Consider the following 17,068-nt stretch of genomic DNA (forward strand, 5'->3'; position numbering starts at 1 on the left):
TCTATCCCGATTATAATGAGATACTTGGAATAAATGAAATCGGAATATTCGACTGTTGTCATAAAGGTGGTTTATGTCAAAATGATCAATTTAGAGTGGTATCGGATCTTTCTGCATACGGCGCGTCACCGAAATTTAACGAAAGCCGCACAAGAGCTGCATGTCACGCAGCCATCAATTAGCTATGCCATCAAGCAGATGGAGGAAGCGATTGGCGTGCAGCTCTTTCACCGATTATCCAAAGGCGTCGAGCTCACGGCCGAAGGTCAGGCCCTGCTCGACTATGTCGAGCAATCCTTCTCGATGCTGGATTCCGCGCAGAAGCATCTGCGCAATCTGAAGCAGTTACATGCCGGTGAAATCCGGATCGGTGCGAGCGATTCGCTAATCAAGCATCTGCTGCTTCCGCATCTGAATACCTTTCACCGGGAGCATCCGGGCATTCGAATCCGTCTCTCTCATGGCAAAACGCCCGACATCACTCGGCGCCTGCTGGATGGTGAGATTGATTGCGCGATGCTGCATTTGCCCATACAGAATCCACAGCTGCTGATTCATACGATGGCAACGATCGAGGATTGTTTTGTTGTCGGAGAGGATTATAAGGAACTGGCCGAGCGGACACTTTCCATTCAAGAGCTGGCTGAGCTGCCTTTGATCTTGCTCTCACCCGGCAGCAGTACACGTAACTTTGTGGATCAATGGTTTGCCGCAAAAGGGGTAATGGTGCGGCCGGATATTGAACTGGGCAGCGTTGATTTATTGGCGGAATTCGCAAGTTTGAACTATGGGGCGGCATTGATCAGCCGGTCTTTTGTAGAGGAGGAGCTGCGCAGCGGGAGGTTGCTCGAGCTCAAGTTGGATGTGTCTCTTCCGACTCGGGAGATTGGGTTTGCAGTGAGGCGTGATAAGAAGCTCTCCGTTGCAGCGGAAAGCTTCGTTCGGCGTATTCGCGAAGCGGAGTGAGGGATGGTTATTTGATCTCTGCAGCTAGTAGTTCGCTAATCGTAACAAGCTTGTACCCTTGTTCAATTAACTCCGGTACCAGGATTTGAATGGCCGCAAGCGATTGCGACCGATCTCCGAATCCGTCATGGAACAAGAGAATACTTCCCTCTCGAATCTCAGCGCGTGAAACATTCACGATGTGATCCGTTCCCGGCATGTCCCAGTCACGGGTATCGAGATTCGTCGCATGAATGATGGGATACCTGAAATGCTCGCATACGGCGATAAGGTCGTCATTGTATTCCAGATAAGGTGGCCGAAACGTGGTCGGACGTTTGCCAATCACGTCGATAATGATTTGTTCGGCGCGACGAAGCTCCTCCGACTGCTCCTCTTTGCTCAAACTTGCCATATGCGGATGAGTGTAGCTGTGATTGCCGAACTCATGCCCTTCCGCGTCCATTCGTTTCGCGACATCTGGATATTTCTCCATATTCGTCCCTTGTACGTAGAAGGTTGCTTTCGCACCATGCTCCTTGAATACTTGTATAAATTGCGGCGTCCATTCCGGATTCGGTCCATCATCGAATGTAATTGCGAGCAGCTTGACCGATGTCGTTACTTCATTGTAAATTTGTGCAGCTTTCATCTTGATCTCCCCCTTTGTTGGAATTAAAAAAAGGACTACACAAATCATAACGATTCTGTAGTCCTTCTTCAAATTATTCGTGAGTTGGCTCGATAGCCGGGAAGCCGATCTTCTGCCAGCGGAATAGGTGCTTGGCGCGATCCGACATTTGCTCGTACGTTTCTTGCGGAATTTGAACGCGGTTATCGCGATGGCTTGCACTGTAGATAAGAGCAAGGTTCGGACGAATTTCGTTACCACGGTTAGGTGTTCCACGGTGCCACATACGTACATCGCGAAGCAGGATGGAGCCTGCAGGCATATGGACTTTCATCGAATGCATATGCGGTGCCAATTTCTCGGGATCCGGGCCGTTTGGACCGTAGTAGTTATCCGGCAGCAAATGCGTACCGCCCGGCCAAATTTCCATTGGGCCATTGCCGTCGTGAACATCGACGAGCGGAATGTTGAACACAAGATCCGTAATCGGCAGGTGCGTCGTGCACAAATCGCCGAAACGAGCGCCGTAATCCGGGTGAACAGGCTGCGATTTCTGACCGCCAGGCAGCGATGTGTTCGAGGAGAACAGCGTAACCGAGTAATCTTTGCCAAGAATACGATCCATGATGGAAATCGCAAAAGGATGCTCGATAACCAAGGAATCGTTGAATGGCGCTTCGAACGGAAGGAAAATACCCAAGTGATTCGTGCCTTCGTTGAAGCCCGTTTTATTCAAATAAATCTCTTTACCGTGTTTATCGATGAACCAGTTCATCGCGTCTGTGAACGCTTTCTTAAGTTCGGCGACTTTCTCCTTCGGCAGGACGCCTTCAAGGATTACATATCCGTTAACGCGGATCAGGTTTTCGGCAAGTTGAATATTCTCTTCACTTAGCGTTAGAGTGTCGATTTCATGTTGACTAACTTTCACAATGATTCACCTCACGTAATGGATGTCGATAGAGTAGACTGCTAGTATCTTTTCTAAAATATCACTTTTGATTCAGAAATACTAAACTTATCTTCCGATTGATGCATCACATTGCAAGATATTGTCGGATGAAATCCTGACGTTTCTCTCAGATACGACATTGAAACTAGGGTTCAGATTGAACTGTCGCTCCGGCAGTTTCGTGCATGAGTGCTCGGAGAGCCCTGAATTAGTATGGCTGTAAAGCTGTATCTCATTCTGATTCCGGAAAAATAGACTGGATATTGTAGCCAACATCGTCGGGGAGCTATATGCGCAGCGTGATCAGCATTGGCGCACAGCAACCTATCTTCGGGTGCATATGTCGGAATTTGCACGAAAAACAAGTGAAAGCGCTTGATACATTCGGTCATCGGCAGCCGCCGGGGAAGCCGGCCAGCCGCCCCGAACTCTCAACTACTCCCCTAACGTCGCCCCTCTAACCAGAAGCAACAGCCTCAATCAAATAATAAAATCCGGTCGTGCGGATTCCCTGCACAGCGGCATGCTTATCGAATTGCGAAGCTATCTCCGCATAGCAAGTTTCCCGCACATACTTCGAGTAGCTGTCCCGCTGGCCGAAACACAGCATGTTCAGCACATCTTCGGCAGATGGAATCCAAACCGTCTCTCTAATCCGATCCATATGAATGACGGCAAGCCCGCTCGCTTCCAGCCGTTCCATCACGCGATCCAAGATCGGCGTACCCACCGTCGGCGTCGGAAAGATTCCCGGAAAACACAATCCAAGCTCTCCGCCCTCTCCATTTCCATCACCCGGATAGTAGAGGATTACTTTACCGCCAGGACGAACGACTCTGTTCCCCTCTTTATACCAGCTGCTCGGTCCTTTCTTCGTGTAAGCCACAGCAAACGCATCATCTGCAAATGGCAATGAATGATGCGTATCACTTTGAACATAACGGACATTCGGTTTCCGATGGAGATTCGCCGTATCCAGAAATCCCGCCGTTACATCCAAACCTACAATCTCTTCAACATCAGCTGCCCAACGATTGGTGTATTCGCCGTGGCCACATCCAACATCGAGCACTTTTCCGCCAATAACTGCCGCAAGCTTCTCCGTCAGCACAGCTTCCCCTGAAACGCCTTCAACTACGCTGTTCCAAGTAAACTCATATTTACCTGTCCTTGCTGCCAGTTCCATACACCATGCGAACGATTGCGGGCTTAAATAGTCCGGATGCTTCGTTATCTCTGGAAACATAAGCTTTAGTCCCCTCCAATTTGATAATGGCCTAGGCTCCCAACGACTATTTCTCTATTTCCTCATTCGCCTTCTTAAACTCGTTCAAGCAATCCAAACAAATACATGATTTATTCAGCTGGTCAGCTGGCACTAGCTTAAATATCCCACTAGGAAACACAACGCTGCTGCACCAGCAGGTTTCGCTTCCTTCACAGTGATTCCGCTTCTGGCAAATGGGACACTTTTTCGCTTGCAACACGTCATCCTTCATCCCTGATCACCAATCCTATTCGATCTATCTCTACTCACCGTACTAACCTTTAAGCGAACTATATACATTCCATTTTACAGATCCAACCTCCTTCTACATAAAAGAAAAAGCCGCGAAGAAATCGCGACTCTTCCAGCATGCATCAACTCGATCAATGAAACGACTTCCAGAACGCTCCGTTCGTGTCGAGAATCGATCTGATCTGGGCAAAAGGAATCGTGAACGTTGGGAATCCCGCCGCATACGGCGCAATTTCATAGGGTTCAAAATAAATATGGAGGGCGTTCTCGGAGACGAAGAAAGGCTGATCCGGACGAATGCCGTTATAGGTATTCGGAAACACGTACGAATATTGCGGATCTTCCTTGATTTGTTTGCCAATAATCTCGCTAAGCTCCAACACATAGTTGCTGCCGGGCTTAAACAAATCCTTGAGCGCGAACATTTGGCCGGTCGTGAGATCGATAATGGCGAATTTCTTAGTTGGCATCCCGTGCGCGGCTCCGAACGGGAAATTATAGCCGGTCAGCTCAAGCTGAAGCAGCTGCTGCTTGTAGAAGGAGACATCGAAATCGCCGGAGTACGAATAATCCAGCTTCTGATTCTCCGGAATCGGCTTTACTTGAGATAGCTCCCGCAGCTTCGCATTAACCTTGTTCTGCGCGGCTTGGTCAGCTATCCCTTCCACCTGCGGATAATAAACCAGATAATCTCGATTCGGTTTATACTTCTCTTCCTTGACGAAGTAAGGCTCCTTCAGAGGAATAATCGTATTTTGCTTCCAGACGATTCGACCGGTGCGATCCAGATAGGAGAGCCGCTGATCCACGTAAGCCTTGATCAATCCGCCTTCTTCCAGAGTAAGCGTACCGCTGCCGTTAACGCGCGGATAACCTGCAGCCGGTTGGCCGGTGAGATCGATAAAGAAGGTCTGCTTCACATCCGATGCGGAAGCCAAGCCATCCTTGAAATCAGCGACATCACTGTACTTGAAGTCCGTTAGCAGCTTACCGTCCCAATCTGCGATAGCATAAATCGAACCGATAAAAGGCTGCTGGGGATCGATGGCATTACCTACTGCAAACCGCCTGCTTCCTAAGCTTCGAATGTCGTTATACGCTGCTTTTATGATAAATGCACCTTGCTTATTAATGACCCCGTAATTCGACCTGAAATCATCGGAGGTGTTCACGATTGCGCGGCCATCCTCGAATGGGAATGCGGAATAAAAGGTAGGCTGAATCACGATATTCCCGCTCTCATCCATATAGCCCGTTTTACCCGCAAGCTCGCGCTGGAAGGATAGCAAACCATCCCCGAGCGGTCCGACACTCGCATAATTGTAGGTATGAAGCCGCCGGCCATCGAGACCGATTAAGGCATATTCATTGTCCTTTACCTTGACAAGTGCCTTATTTCCTTGAAAATCATTGGCTTCCTCAAATTGAGCCGGAATCACAACATTGCCCTGTGCGTCCAGATAGCCATATTTGATCGTACTCTCACCTGAAGCACCGGGAAGCGTGTCATAGAATACCGCTCTGCCGTTATGCATATCTGCGATAAATGGATAGGCCTTCTTCGTCAACACCGTGCCGCTTTCGTTGATCAGCTTAAACCCTTGGCTGTCGATTACAGAGGCGCGCTGCTCTGAGAATGTACCAATTGAATCGTAAATGGGTGGGACGATGAACTGAGCGGATGCGTTAATGATGCCATATTTTCCTTTCTCGGAGACCACTGCCAATCCGTTCTCCTGAAAGTCACCGGCATCGTCAAACCTCGGGTCTATCGCCATCCTGCCCCTATTGTCGATGTAGCCCCATCTCATGCCCTTAACCGTCTTCAGCGACGCAGGAAATAATCCCACGGCTCGAGATGCACTTACAGGCTCCAGCACATCCCGGATCGACTGTTCCAGCTCAAGAAGTGTATCCCGAGTCGGTTGAGCGAAAGCGAGTGCTTGATGCACCGACACCAACGCCGGTTCTGCACGTCCGGAGCGATGTTGGGCATCAGCGAGATGATACCAATACAGCGGATATTGCGGATACCGCCAAACGAGGCGTTCATAGTACTTGACGACATGTGGAAAATAATAGCTGTACACATCATGCGCAGGTACAAAGCTTCCTTCCTGCCAACGAAGGACGTCAATGTGAAAGGATTCCCCGCTATTTTGCATCCAAATTGCAAGCTCTGCCTTCCCGTCTTGACCCTGGTAGCCCGGCATATCCATGGCTTCCATATAACTGTAACTCATGCCAGACGGCGCGACATCTCTAAACCCTTGCTTGCTCCATTCATAAACAGACAGCTTCGACCACTGTGCGTTGATCTGCCAGCCTACGATTAGATTGTTCTGACCTGCTCGCAGCACCGGCATCGCCATCAACTGCGCTACACCGTGGCCATGCCCTTGGATATCGGCTGCTCTTTCCCATACCCCGTTCTTCTGCTGCAACACCACCAAATGAAGCTGGTTGCGAAGCCGGTATACTGCAGCAATCTCAGGCAATCGGTCTCCGTTTAAATCAGCTGCACAAACCGCCGCATTCGCGGCAGACTGGTTGAGTAACATCAGCTCCGCACCACTCGGCAAATTTGCCATTGCGATTTGCGACAGCTGCTGTTCGTTCGCGGCCATGTCAGCATCATCCCTCTCCTCGCATTCTTCGCCTAATCGTATGCGGAGCATTGGCAGATATGCCTTTCATGGTGTAATTATTCCAATAGAAAACCGTTGTATTACAAAAATACCCGGTGCGAGCTTATCCGCTCTTTCACCGGGTATAGTCACGTGAAGCGTTTAATTCCAGTACCAGAAGATGAGCAGCAGCATTGTAAAGCGTACGACTTCATAGGACGTATCGACAGCTACAACGAGCCAGCTCTTGAATTGCCATACTTTCTTGCCGATGGTGAACGGTAAAGTATAGCCTGCCGCCAGCAGCATCGTGAACCAGAATGCACCGGCAAAGGAATCACCGTCATAATCGAAAGCTTGTCCGCCGGCTTGCCACAGCTGTAAGCAAACTGCGTAGGCGATCGAGGTCACGAACGAAACGAGAATATAGATAATAAAGGACTGCATCTTAGCAGCGTTGCTTGGCTGAGTTGTAACGTTCGGGTACATATCCCGCTGATACGGCTTCTTCCAAATGACCGCCATCCATAGAAATCCCAATGCCAAAGATAGTACACCCGTAACGAATACCGCCCAATAATTAATGTCACTAAACAACATCCAATTCCCTCGCTTTATTTGATTGTCGGATTAATACGAAACCATTTGGTTTCACTTTACGATTCCGATTATATACAACCATTTGGTTTCCTGTCAATCCTTTCACGCACACAATCGAAGGACTCTGCCAAAGTCGCCCGCCGCAGTCGCCAACCACCACCATACTGTGCCTCGAGAGTAGGAAAACCCGACTCTCAATCGGAAAACCACTTACAAAAGATGCTGAGAGTCGGAATATCCGTCTCTCAGCACCAAGAACACATTAAAAACACCACAGACATGGCCTTGCAATCGGCGCATGTCTGCGGTGCTATTCTTTTGAGCTCTACATCAGTTTTTAACTACCCGCTTCATCATTGCCCCGCGTTTGCCAACTACCCGTTCACATCAACGCCAGCGGCTATCACCTGTGGTTGACGGCGTTTCATATTGGTGATGGCAACGCCGACTAAGATCAGAATGCCCCCGGCAATCTGTGCGGCTTTGATTGGATCACCAAGGACAAAGAAGCTCACGATAATGGCGACGAATGGCGGAATGTTCATGAACATGGCGCTAGTCGATGGTCCGACAACTGCGATGCCTTGGTTCCACCAGAAGCCAGCCAGACCTTGGCCGATTACAGCCACTGTTACCAGGAGCAGCCATACCAGCCAATGATGGCTGCCATGCAAGTTGCCGTTCCAAGCCTCAACGCCAACGGCCGGAGACATCAGAATCGTACCAATGACAGTCGAATAAATCGTCACCTCATACGAAGACATGGAGACAGTCAGCTTACGAATGAACAGCAAACTAACGGACATTCCGAGCATGGCCATCAGCAGGTAAACATCACCTTTGGAAATACCAAGCTCCTTACCGCCGTAGAGCACGATGCAAACGACGCCGACAAGCGCTACGATCGCTCCGGTTACTTTCACCAGCGTAATCTCTTCTTTCAAGAAAATACGCGACAGCAATGTCGTAGCAATTGGCGACAACGCAATAATTAGGGCGGCGTTACCTGCCGTGGAATACTGCAGTCCGGTAAAATAAAACAGCTGATTAATGAGCGTACCGGATATACCAGCCAATAAAAGCAAGCCGATCTCTCTTCGACTAGGCTTCCTCATGGAGTGGCGAATCATAGCAACACTGATTAAGAACAGCGACATGACGACGAGTCTTGCGAAGGACAGAAATATTGGCGAAAACTCCCGCAGCATGTAGGCACTGGCAACATAGTTGCCGCCCCATAACAACGAAACACCCCATAGCTTTAATAATATCGTTCGATCCGGCATTTCAATGAAAGTCTCCTTACTTATCCATGATTAGTAATTCGTTTGTTCGCGCGCAGATGAGACATGACCGCAGCGAGCGCCATCAGCGCCGCCATGAGCCAGAATACGGCATGCAGACCGCTGATAAATCCATTCAACGACGATTCTGCACCCTTCATGCCTACCTGTGTTCCCGAGAATATCGCAAGCATCGCTTCATGTGGAATGCTATGCGTGACGATCGGCATCGAGAACGCAATGCTGAGCATCATCCCCATGTTCGTCGTGAGGGAGCGAATCCCGGAAGCTTCGCCGCGATATTTGGCGCCGGCCGCATTCATAATACTGCTGGAATTCGGCGAATTAAACAACCCCGAGCCGATGCTAATGATTGTCATATAAAGCGCTAAATGCCAGAAAGGCGTTGCCAGATTCGTATCAAGCGCAAGTCCCGCCAAGCCGATAATGCTAAGGAACAAGCCGACGGTGGCCGGCGTCGTTTCCCCATATTTGTCGCCAAGACTGCCTGCAAGCGGCGATACGACGAGCATGCCTGCCGCGAGCGGGATCGTCATGATGCCGGCCACCAGCGCATCCTTCTCCAGTGCCCCTTGGAAGTAGAAGATAAGCATGAACATGACGGCCATCCGTGCAATGGCGTTTAGTGTAGCGGATATGATGCCGAAGGAGAATATTTTGTTCGTGAACAATGGCAAATGCAGCAGCGCGTTTGGATGTCTCCGTTCGAACCGCAGGAATAAGGGAAAAAGTACGATAAAGAATAGTCCGGATATCCATACGACCGGCGACGTCCAGCTTTGAATCGGACCCCATGTCAAGGCAATCAACAAGGCAGTAATAGAAACGACATACGTAACCACCCCGCCGATGTCCAATCCACCTGCTTTAGGAGCGGCAATTTTATCATCCTTGATCCCCATGACCGCCAGTCCCCAGATGACGCCGATGACGCCGAATGGAACGTTAAACCAGAAGGTCCACTCCCAGCCAAAAGCCGTCGTCAGCCAGCCGCCAAGAACGGGACCGATAATTTGACCAACCGCGATGACCATAATGTTAATGCCGAGTGCTTTGCCCAGCTCTTCCTTCGGAAAAGCGTCAGCGACAATCGCCGTGCTGTTGGCCATAACCATGGCGCCGCCGATGCCCTGTAAGATCCGAAACACAATAAGCAGCGGCGCATGCTCGGCGAACCCTGAGATCAGCGATACAACAGTAAACAGCAGCATCCCCGCAATATAAATCCGTTTCCGCCCGAACCGATCGGCAAGTGAGCCGGCCATGAGTACCATAACCGTCTGAGCCACCATATACGAGAGCATCACCCACATGGCTTGCATCAGCGAAGCTTGTAAGCCTGTTAGCAGATCCGGCAGCGCAATAATAAGTGTGCTGAAGTTAAGTGCAGACAGCAAGGAACCAAGGCTTGTTACGGATAATATCCACCATTTTCGCGAAGCATCCACGTTCGTTCTCCCCTTTCACTCAATCCGCCGACGCAGCTGAAGAGCGATGTTTCAAGCGAGTCGCGCGATCGAGACGTTCTGCAAACCCTTGCTTTAACAGCTGCAGTTTCTCCATCCGTTCCTCAATGTGACGGATGATGTCCCGTAGTCGGTCCGTCGCTTCATCCAGCACATTCTCTCGTTCGTTCTCCGTAAGCGAATCCCCATAGAACGTTGCTCGAAGGCGATCAAGGTCAGCTTCCGCTTGCAGAATATCACGTATTTCTTGCAGCGATGCACCAAGAACTTCTTTCAATCTCAGAATGTGTTGAATGCGAAGCACCATCTCTTCGTCATAAACCCGATGCCTGCCCTCCGTTCGACTTACCGTAGGAAGCAACCCAATTTCCTCGTAGTAATGAAGCGTTCTGGCTGTAATGCCTAGTCGCTCTGTGATGTCTTCCATCGTAAATTTAAGGTTTCCTTCCATGCGGAATTCGGCGTTCTCCCTTCTCTTCCCAAATAACTTACGTTAACGTAATGTTATCCCAACGAACTTGAAATCGTCAATCCACGATCGGCGCGGAAAACCAAAAAAGCTGCCGTTCCCGGCAGCTTCCAGATTGTAGAGAAACCTGCTGTTTTTTTAACGGCGGGTTTCTCTTTGTTTTTTAGGGAGTGAAAAATACAAGCATAAGGACGGTTTCACCCCTAAACCCTCCGTTCTAGATGGAGGGCGATTTTTTTCATGTTCTGTACGGCGGCGGTCATCAACACTTGTTCCATCAAGTTGCGTAACCCCCGCAAACGGCAATAGCGAAACCCGTGGAGCTGTTTAGCATCCGCAAAGCTTCGTTCAATTGTTTCTTTTCGTTTCTTGTACAGCTTTTTGCCCGACTTACTAAGGCGGTTCAACCGCACTTGCTCCTTACTATCCTCCCAAATGTTCCTCGTGACAATCTTTCGCTTGTTACAGGATCGTGTACATTTCTCAAGCATGGGGCAGGATGCACATCGTTTTGGATCCGAAGCATATTATCGGTACCCTTCACGGTCTGTCGTCCGGTAAGGCAGCTCTTGTTGCTGTGGACATACGTACAAGTTCCGCTGCACGTCATAAGTAAACTTCCATTTGGGAAACAACCTTTGTGTCGGTTGGAATCGGCGGTGCTCAATAACGCCAAATAATATATTAACGCGGTGTCGTATTAAAATATATGGTAAAGTGAAGGCTGCGCGAGAAAGTCTCGGGCAGCTGCTTTGTTGTCTATACTTCATGAATAACATTTTAACGGTTGCCAGCGTGGCTATTTCATACACATAAGCCTTTTTGAAAATCTAACGGTTGCCACAGTCGTTATTTGCAACAAATGGATCGATTCCAAGGGGAATATGATTAAATAAGCTCGCTGGCAACCGTTAGACTATAAAAAGGGCTAATTTATGCCAAATAACCACTGTCACAACCGTTAGCGTTGGAATGCGACGACAAAGTATGCACTCATCACGGAGGTACATAGAACTACCGTACCGGAAGCTAATAAAACGACATTGTATCAACACGGGTTACTCGACAGACTGAAAGCTGCCGTTCCCGGCAGCTTCCTTCGCAAATCACGAACTAATCTACAATCAACTTCCCGACCATCTTCGCATGTCCCGAACCACACATAATCGAGCAATGAAACGGATGCTCGCCGGCTTTATCAGCCGTAAACTCCGCAGTCCCGTTATTTTCTTGGATATCGACATTGAAATCATCAATCGCAAAACCATGCACGCCTTCCTCGTCCTGCAAAGTGATTTTCACTTTGTCGCCCTGCTTCACATGGATTTCCTCTTGATCAAATTTGAAATTGGAGGCTTTCACCGTAATCGTATTGCCGCCGCTGCTGTTATTCGACCCCGTATTTGTACCCGTGTTATTCCCGGAATTTGCTCCGTTATTCGTGTTATTCCCGGTGTTGTCGTTATCCTTCCCGCCGCAGCCTGCCAGACCGAACGCCGCCATCGCCAATACTGCTGCGATAACCAGTAATCTTATTTTCATTGTAGCTTCCTCCTTATAGGTTTAACGCTTGGATTCGATCTCGATAATGTTCGTCTTCTCATCAGGGGTATCGTCGACAATTCCTTTGGTGGAATTGCGGAATTCGCGCAGCGTATCTCCGAACGCCCGTCCAAGCTGCGGAAGCTTAGCAGGGCCAAACACGATTAACGCAATGGCGAAAATAATGATCAGCCCCGATATACCAATATTGTTAAACATAGGAGCACCTCCAATTGTTAAGTTATTTTACTGTGCCGGCTGCATCGCAATCTTCAGCCTCCGTCTGTAGTAGATCGAGCAGCCCAGTGCGCTGATCTCAAACAGAAGAATAAGCGGCACCGTGACAGACAGATGGGATACGAAATCCGGCGGCGAAATCAGAGAACCAAGCACCGCTAAACTGACATACGCATATTTGCGAACGGGTTTCATTTTCTCCGGTGTAAGCAGTCCGATTCGAGTTAGAAAGGTCATCACGAGCGGCATTTCAAAGGCGATGCCCATCGGCAGCAGGAAGCTGATCAGGAACGACATGTAATGCTGAATGCCATACACTTCGGCGGCTCCCATGGATTGATTGAGCTTGATCATGAACCGAATCATCATCGGCAGCGCGACCAGATACCCGAACGAACCGCCTAATAAGAAGAGCAGAACAGACATCGGAACATAGATCAGCGTGCCTCTGGCTTCGGATTCCGTCATTCCGGGTTTCGCAAAAGCCCAGAAATGATACATCAGGAACGGAAGCGTGATCGTAATCCCTATCAGAAGCGCACATTTCATGTATACAACGAGCCCATCCGATAAGGCAAAAACGCTCCATTCCACTTGAATGCCGCCCAGATGCGACTTGATGAACCGGATAATGCGCGGTGATTCGAATAACCCGGCTGCAAAAGCGACCAGAAACCATAACCCGACATAGATCAGACGTTTGCGCAGCTCCGACAAGTGAACGATCAAATCACGGTCCAGCAGCTCCTTCGCCTGGCCTTTACCGCTGCTCACACAAGAGGTCCTCCTTTCTTAAGATAGGTTTGGACCCCTTCCGCAGCCCGATAAGCAAAAGCGCCAACCGTCGCCGTCGGATTATAGCCGCTGTTATGAGCGAAGTTGGAAGCCCCGCAGATAAACACATTTTCGGCATCCCACATTTGCAGATAGTTGTTCACTACCGATGTCTTCGGATCACTGCCCATGATCGTCCCACCCGTGTTATGAGTGGATTGGTACGGAACGATGTTATACTGCTTAAGCGCATCATGCATCTCCACTTTGGTGGCACTCATGCCATCGGCGATTCCCTTTGTCTTCTGCGCAATGAATTTAACAAGCTCCCGGTCTTGTTCTTCAAAATCAAACGTCATGCGCAGCAGCGGCTGTCCAAGCGCATCCTTATATTCCGGATCCAAATCGAGAAAGTGATAGCGGTTCGGCATGCTCGCCCCTTGACCGGTGACCGATAGAATTCGGTTGGCGTTGTGAATGGTAGCCTTCTTGAACTCTGCCCCCCATTTCGGAGAGCCGGCCGGAACCGGTTGATATTGAATCGGTCGAAGTCCTGTTTGCGTAAACCGAATATTAGCCCCATGCAGAAACTTCAAATCGCTGTGATCGAAGTTGTCGCCGTTAAAGTCGTCCAAGCTGCTGCCGAGCGCCCCTGCGCCCATCGCCAGATTGAATTCTCGGTCTTCATAGAATGCGCTTGTACTCGCACCATTGACTTGATACGCATAGTTGCGACCGACTGCACCTGTTTCAGTGTCCGGATTGTACGGCTTACCCAGCTTGGACATAAGCAGCAAACGCACATTCGAGAACACATAGCTGGCCAAAATCACAACATCCGCAGGCTGAATATACTCTTCCCCGGTTGGCGTGTTGATGTAGGTGACACCAGTTGCCTTCGAACCGTTGTGCAGGATTGAAGTCACATTCGAGTGCGTGCGAAGCTCGAACTTTCCGGATGCCTGAGCGACGGGAAGAACGGTGACGACAGGATCAGCCTTCGCTCCGTATTCACAGCCGAATCGTTCACAATAGCCGCAGTATTGGCAGGCAGCGCGTTCAATACCGTCCGGATTCTTATAAACTTCCGTCAAGTTTGCCGAAGGAATAACGTAAGGATGGTAGCCAAGCTTACCGGCTGCTTCCTCAAACAACTTCATTCCCGGTGTTTTCTTCATCGGTTCCGTTGCAAACGGCTTAGACATCGCACCGACATTCGGAGGTGTCGTTTTCTCCCCCGATATCCCTGACATTTGCTCGTACATCACGTAATACGGCTCTAACTGATCGTATGTAATGCCCCAGTCGCGGATCGTCATCCCTACGGGAATCTTCTTCTTCCCATATCGCTCAACCGTCTTGCTGTAGATTTCAAAATCATACGGCAGAAACCGATAATACTGGCCATTCCAGTGCACGCCTGCCCCGCCAAGTCCGTCTCCAAGCAGGAAAGATCCGTAAGTGCGCATCGGTAATGCACGCATTTTGTAGGTATTTCGGAAGGTCACCGTTTCTTTGGACAAGTCCTGCATCAGCTCGTAGCGAGCCGCGTATCGAAGCTCATCGTGGACGTGAAAATAATCCTGCGTCCCTCGCCCCTTCCCTCTCTCCAGCCCGACCACTTGAATGCCGGCTTTCGACAATTCCGCGGCGATAATGCCGCCAACCCAGCCCATTCCGACGATTACGACAGGTACTTTCGGAAGTTTAGTCGCCATATTCCATCACTCCTAACCTATATCGAGATGATCAGCCAGACTAAGCGGTTCCATTTTGACGAAAACTTCCTTCTCGATCTCCTTGGAATAGCTCATTTGGTTGCCCGGATAATTTCTCATCTTCCACCCTTGCATGTTCTTATTGCCTCCGTAGAGCGGATCCGAATAGACGCCTTCAATCGTCAGATTCTGAAACATCGAGAAGAAGGTTGAAGCCGGAACCCCTTTCAAATGCACGTCATCCTTCTCAAATGCGGTCAGAACCTCATCTTGTTCTTCAGGGGTGATGTCCACGAACTGCTTCTGGTACTTCGAGTTGCTGTGCAAATTGAGCGAATCGAGGCCAAGCGCCATCAGCTCCTTGCGCTTGAAGGTAAGCTGATAGCCTTGCGAGGCTTCCGCTTTGTAGAACGGCGGCGACATGTAATCTCGCGAGTTGGTTCCGAAAGAACTTGCCATTTGGTGGTCGATGAAGAACGCGGCGCCTAACTCCTTGGCTCCCGGTCCAAGATCATCCTTCGGGAAAATCCGTTCAGCTGCAGCTTCCGCAGTCAGAAACTGATCCTGAGAGAAGAACATCAGCGCTTGATTGTAGTCCTTCGTTTCGGATGTCGGTGCCGGTGCTGCCGGCTCTTCGTCCTTCGTTGTTTGTTTCGTGTTGGAGCCGATTAATCCGCCGATTACACCACCTAGGACAACTCCTCCCAGAGCGGTACCGGAGTATTTTAGAAACCTTCGTCTGGATTCATCTTGTGGCTGTTTCGAATCCGTTGCCATCATGATCTCTCCTTCTTATTCACTTGAGTTAAGTAGGCTTAGTATTTTCCACAACATGAATTAACATCCAATTATTTAGAAAAGTGCCGATTGCGCGATTGGGCGGCATAAGGTAATAAGGAGCGGGTTAATACGACTTCACGATTGGAGATGAAAAGCAATGAATGCCACGAAGGCTTTACGGGTGTTGCTGTTCGGTTTCTTGATTGCTGTTCTGGCAATCGGGCTGTTACCTTTCCTTGTCATTTACAATTGGAGTGAGCTGTATGGTTTGTCTGAAGTCGACAATTCTTACTCTCCGTTGACCTTTCTGCAGAAATATATGAAGTGAGGTTTATGACACGCGAAGAAGGCTGTCTCCAAAAAGTCGCTTTCCGCGCTTTTTGGGACAGCCTATTGTTAGGTTTAGGAGCATTATGTGTTTGACAACACAACCTAATTATCGTATACAGTAGCATTACAAGAACAGAATTGGAGTGGATCCGTTTGAGTGCTCAGAACCAAGTTGTGCTCGTCACCGGCGCAGGGAATGGAATTGGTAGAAATGTGGCACTTGCCTATGCGCGGGAAGCAGCAACGGTCATAATCGTGGATAAGAATGAGGAGTCGCTGGAAGGAACTGCGGAGCTTATAATTGCAGAAGGATTTGATCGGCCAATAAGCCGCGTGCTGGATTTGAGTGAACCCGCATCCATCGAAGCCTGCTTCGAGGAGTTGGCGAGGCGTGTGGGACGGCTTGATGTTCTCATTAACAATGCCGGTTTCGGCATATGGAAATCGGTCTATGATCTTACGATCGAGGAATGGGACCGCGTCATTAATACGAACCTGCGCGGTACATTTGTTTGTGCTCGCGAAGCGGCCAAAGTAATGAAAACCGGCGGCAACGGCGGAGCAATCGTAAATATATCATCTACGCGAGCGACCATGTCCGAGCCGAATTCGGAAGCGTATGCCGCGTCCAAAGGCGGGATTCTATCGCTTACGCATGCGCTGGCGGTCTCGCTTGGGCAGGATCGGATACGCGTAAACGCGATCAGTCCCGGCTGGATCGAGACAGGCGATTACGCCAAGCTTCGGCCAGAGGATCATCACCAGCATCCGTCGCAGCGGGTGGGCAAACCCGAAGACATTGCCAGAGCCTGTCTGTATCTGACAGATCCTCGAAATGACTTCGTAACGGGAACAAATCTAGTGATCGATGGCGGAATGACGCGCAAAATGATCTATCTCGAATAGAGCGCTAACCGCCCCACAGTCCATCTTTGGTCTCACTGGAGATACATAGCGTAATAAGCCACCAGGCCGTGATACCCAGACAAATATAGTGCATGGTATCGCCATGAACAAACACTGCGTACAGAATCCAGCTTACGCCTCCGACCGCAAACCAGAACCACGAACTCAAGATGAAAAACAACACGCCGATGCCCGCCAGCACTTCGAGAAGCCCCTCCCAAATTTCCTCCATACCGCACTCTCCTTAGTTGCTTATATAGCTACTATA

At 49.6% G+C, this 17,068-nt stretch carries 18 protein-coding genes and 1 pseudogene; 3 read left to right on the forward strand and 16 right to left on the reverse strand.

From position 1 onward, the window contains the following. The first annotated feature begins 81 nt into the window (after positions 1-81). Complete coding sequence (locus AC0YN4_RS04900; protein WP_475835316.1) at positions 82-966, forward strand: LysR family transcriptional regulator; 885 nt, start codon at positions 82-84, stop codon at positions 964-966. Positions 967-973: 7 nt separating this feature from the next. Here AC0YN4_RS04900 and AC0YN4_RS04905 read toward each other — a convergent pair whose 3' ends face one another. From AC0YN4_RS04905 to AC0YN4_RS04975, 15 genes and pseudogenes are all read right to left on the reverse strand, one after another. Further along, positions 974-1,597, reverse strand: a complete 624-nt coding sequence (locus AC0YN4_RS04905; RefSeq protein WP_475835317.1) for a polysaccharide deacetylase family protein — start codon at positions 1,595-1,597, stop codon at positions 974-976. A gap of 73 nt (positions 1,598-1,670) precedes the next feature. Then, positions 1,671-2,507 carry a phytanoyl-CoA dioxygenase family protein gene (locus tag AC0YN4_RS04910; protein ID WP_475779777.1) on the reverse strand — a complete coding sequence of 279 codons (837 nt, stop codon included), beginning with the start codon at positions 2,505-2,507 and terminating at the stop codon, positions 1,671-1,673. A 478-nt stretch (positions 2,508-2,985) separates the two neighbouring features. Then, positions 2,986-3,774: a class I SAM-dependent methyltransferase gene (locus AC0YN4_RS04915; RefSeq protein ID WP_475835318.1), complete on the reverse strand. Its 789-nt coding sequence runs from the start codon at positions 3,772-3,774 to the stop codon at positions 2,986-2,988. Between the two features lie 46 nt (positions 3,775-3,820). Continuing rightward, on the reverse strand, positions 3,821-4,027 hold the full coding sequence (locus AC0YN4_RS04920) for a cysteine-rich CWC family protein (RefSeq protein ID WP_475835319.1): 207 nt from the start codon (positions 4,025-4,027) through the stop codon (positions 3,821-3,823). Positions 4,028-4,178: 151 nt separating this feature from the next. After that, positions 4,179-6,674 (reverse strand): WG repeat-containing protein, encoded by a 2,496-nt coding sequence (locus tag AC0YN4_RS04925; RefSeq protein ID WP_475779774.1) that lies wholly within the window; start codon positions 6,672-6,674, stop codon positions 4,179-4,181. Positions 6,675-6,836: 162 nt separating this feature from the next. Beyond that, the gene (locus AC0YN4_RS04930) at positions 6,837-7,274 is read right to left on the reverse strand and encodes a DUF1761 domain-containing protein (RefSeq protein WP_475779773.1); all 438 of its coding nucleotides are present in this window, start codon (positions 7,272-7,274) and stop codon (positions 6,837-6,839) included. A 374-nt stretch (positions 7,275-7,648) separates the two neighbouring features. After that, a complete protein-coding gene (locus AC0YN4_RS04935) occupies positions 7,649-8,560 on the reverse strand; it encodes a DMT family transporter (protein ID WP_475835320.1) in 912 nt (303 codons plus the stop codon). 20 nt (positions 8,561-8,580) lie between these two features. Then, positions 8,581-10,026, reverse strand: coding sequence for an MFS transporter (locus AC0YN4_RS04940; RefSeq protein ID WP_475779771.1), 1,446 nt, complete (start codon positions 10,024-10,026; stop codon positions 8,581-8,583). 19 nt (positions 10,027-10,045) lie between these two features. Continuing rightward, positions 10,046-10,495 (reverse strand): MerR family transcriptional regulator, encoded by a 450-nt coding sequence (locus AC0YN4_RS04945; protein ID WP_475779770.1) that lies wholly within the window; start codon positions 10,493-10,495, stop codon positions 10,046-10,048. A 221-nt stretch (positions 10,496-10,716) separates the two neighbouring features. Further along, positions 10,717-11,193: pseudogene (locus tag AC0YN4_RS04950) on the reverse strand (transposase); the annotation flags it as partial. 433 nt (positions 11,194-11,626) lie between these two features. Then, positions 11,627-12,055: a cupredoxin domain-containing protein gene (locus AC0YN4_RS04955; RefSeq protein ID WP_475835321.1), complete on the reverse strand. Its 429-nt coding sequence runs from the start codon at positions 12,053-12,055 to the stop codon at positions 11,627-11,629. Positions 12,056-12,076: 21 nt separating this feature from the next. Further along, the gene (tatA, locus tag AC0YN4_RS04960; RefSeq protein WP_090975971.1) at positions 12,077-12,274 is read right to left on the reverse strand and encodes a twin-arginine translocase TatA/TatE family subunit; all 198 of its coding nucleotides are present in this window, start codon (positions 12,272-12,274) and stop codon (positions 12,077-12,079) included. Between the two features lie 27 nt (positions 12,275-12,301). Next, positions 12,302-13,066, reverse strand: coding sequence for a twin-arginine translocase subunit TatC (gene tatC / locus AC0YN4_RS04965; RefSeq protein WP_256208267.1), 765 nt, complete (start codon positions 13,064-13,066; stop codon positions 12,302-12,304). Next, positions 13,063-14,784: a GMC family oxidoreductase gene (locus AC0YN4_RS04970; protein ID WP_475779768.1), complete on the reverse strand. Its 1,722-nt coding sequence runs from the start codon at positions 14,782-14,784 to the stop codon at positions 13,063-13,065. The genes tatC and AC0YN4_RS04970 overlap by 4 nt, the downstream gene beginning before the upstream one ends. Before the next feature lie 12 nt (positions 14,785-14,796). Next, a complete protein-coding gene (locus AC0YN4_RS04975; RefSeq protein WP_475779767.1) occupies positions 14,797-15,564 on the reverse strand; it encodes a gluconate 2-dehydrogenase subunit 3 family protein in 768 nt (255 codons plus the stop codon). Between the two features lie 157 nt (positions 15,565-15,721). Here AC0YN4_RS04975 and AC0YN4_RS04980 point away from each other — a divergent pair, with 157 nt between their 5' ends. Together AC0YN4_RS04980 and AC0YN4_RS04985 are read left to right on the forward strand one after the other, a co-directional pair. Further along, the gene (locus AC0YN4_RS04980; RefSeq protein ID WP_475779766.1) at positions 15,722-15,892 is read left to right on the forward strand and encodes a hypothetical protein; all 171 of its coding nucleotides are present in this window, start codon (positions 15,722-15,724) and stop codon (positions 15,890-15,892) included. 155 nt (positions 15,893-16,047) lie between these two features. After that, positions 16,048-16,800, forward strand: a complete 753-nt coding sequence (locus AC0YN4_RS04985) for an SDR family NAD(P)-dependent oxidoreductase (protein WP_475835322.1) — start codon at positions 16,048-16,050, stop codon at positions 16,798-16,800. 4 nt (positions 16,801-16,804) lie between these two features. Here AC0YN4_RS04985 and AC0YN4_RS04990 read toward each other — a convergent pair whose 3' ends face one another. Next, positions 16,805-17,032, reverse strand: coding sequence for a hypothetical protein (locus AC0YN4_RS04990; RefSeq protein WP_475779764.1), 228 nt, complete (start codon positions 17,030-17,032; stop codon positions 16,805-16,807). Between the last annotated feature and the right edge of the window lie 36 nt (positions 17,033-17,068).

The organism is Paenibacillus sp. J22R3, assembly GCF_056269305.1.

Excerpts from the sequence above, each read along its gene's own strand:
- AC0YN4_RS04900 (WP_475835316.1), top strand. The coding sequence starts at position 82 with ATGATCAATTTAGAGTGGTATCGGATCTTTCTGCATACGGCGCGTCAC.
- AC0YN4_RS04905 (WP_475835317.1), bottom strand. The coding sequence starts at position 1,597 with ATGAAAGCTGCACAAATTTACAATGAAGTAACGACATCGGTCAAGCTG.
- AC0YN4_RS04915 (WP_475835318.1), bottom strand. The coding sequence starts at position 3,774 with ATGTTTCCAGAGATAACGAAGCATCCGGACTATTTAAGCCCGCAATCG.
- AC0YN4_RS04920 (WP_475835319.1), bottom strand. The coding sequence starts at position 4,027 with ATGAAGGATGACGTGTTGCAAGCGAAAAAGTGTCCCATTTGCCAGAAG.
- AC0YN4_RS04925 (WP_475779774.1), bottom strand. The coding sequence starts at position 6,674 with ATGGCCGCGAACGAACAGCAGCTGTCGCAAATCGCAATGGCAAATTTG.
- AC0YN4_RS04930 (WP_475779773.1), bottom strand. The coding sequence starts at position 7,274 with ATGTTGTTTAGTGACATTAATTATTGGGCGGTATTCGTTACGGGTGTA.
- AC0YN4_RS04935 (WP_475835320.1), bottom strand. The coding sequence starts at position 8,560 with ATGCCGGATCGAACGATATTATTAAAGCTATGGGGTGTTTCGTTGTTA.
- AC0YN4_RS04945 (WP_475779770.1), bottom strand. The coding sequence starts at position 10,495 with ATGGAAGGAAACCTTAAATTTACGATGGAAGACATCACAGAGCGACTA.
- AC0YN4_RS04955 (WP_475835321.1), bottom strand. The coding sequence starts at position 12,055 with ATGAAAATAAGATTACTGGTTATCGCAGCAGTATTGGCGATGGCGGCG.
- tatA (WP_090975971.1), bottom strand. The coding sequence starts at position 12,274 with ATGTTTAACAATATTGGTATATCGGGGCTGATCATTATTTTCGCCATT.
- AC0YN4_RS04970 (WP_475779768.1), bottom strand. The coding sequence starts at position 14,784 with ATGGCGACTAAACTTCCGAAAGTACCTGTCGTAATCGTCGGAATGGGC.
- AC0YN4_RS04975 (WP_475779767.1), bottom strand. The coding sequence starts at position 15,564 with ATGATGGCAACGGATTCGAAACAGCCACAAGATGAATCCAGACGAAGG.
- AC0YN4_RS04980 (WP_475779766.1), top strand. The coding sequence starts at position 15,722 with ATGAATGCCACGAAGGCTTTACGGGTGTTGCTGTTCGGTTTCTTGATT.
- AC0YN4_RS04990 (WP_475779764.1), bottom strand. The coding sequence starts at position 17,032 with ATGGAGGAAATTTGGGAGGGGCTTCTCGAAGTGCTGGCGGGCATCGGC.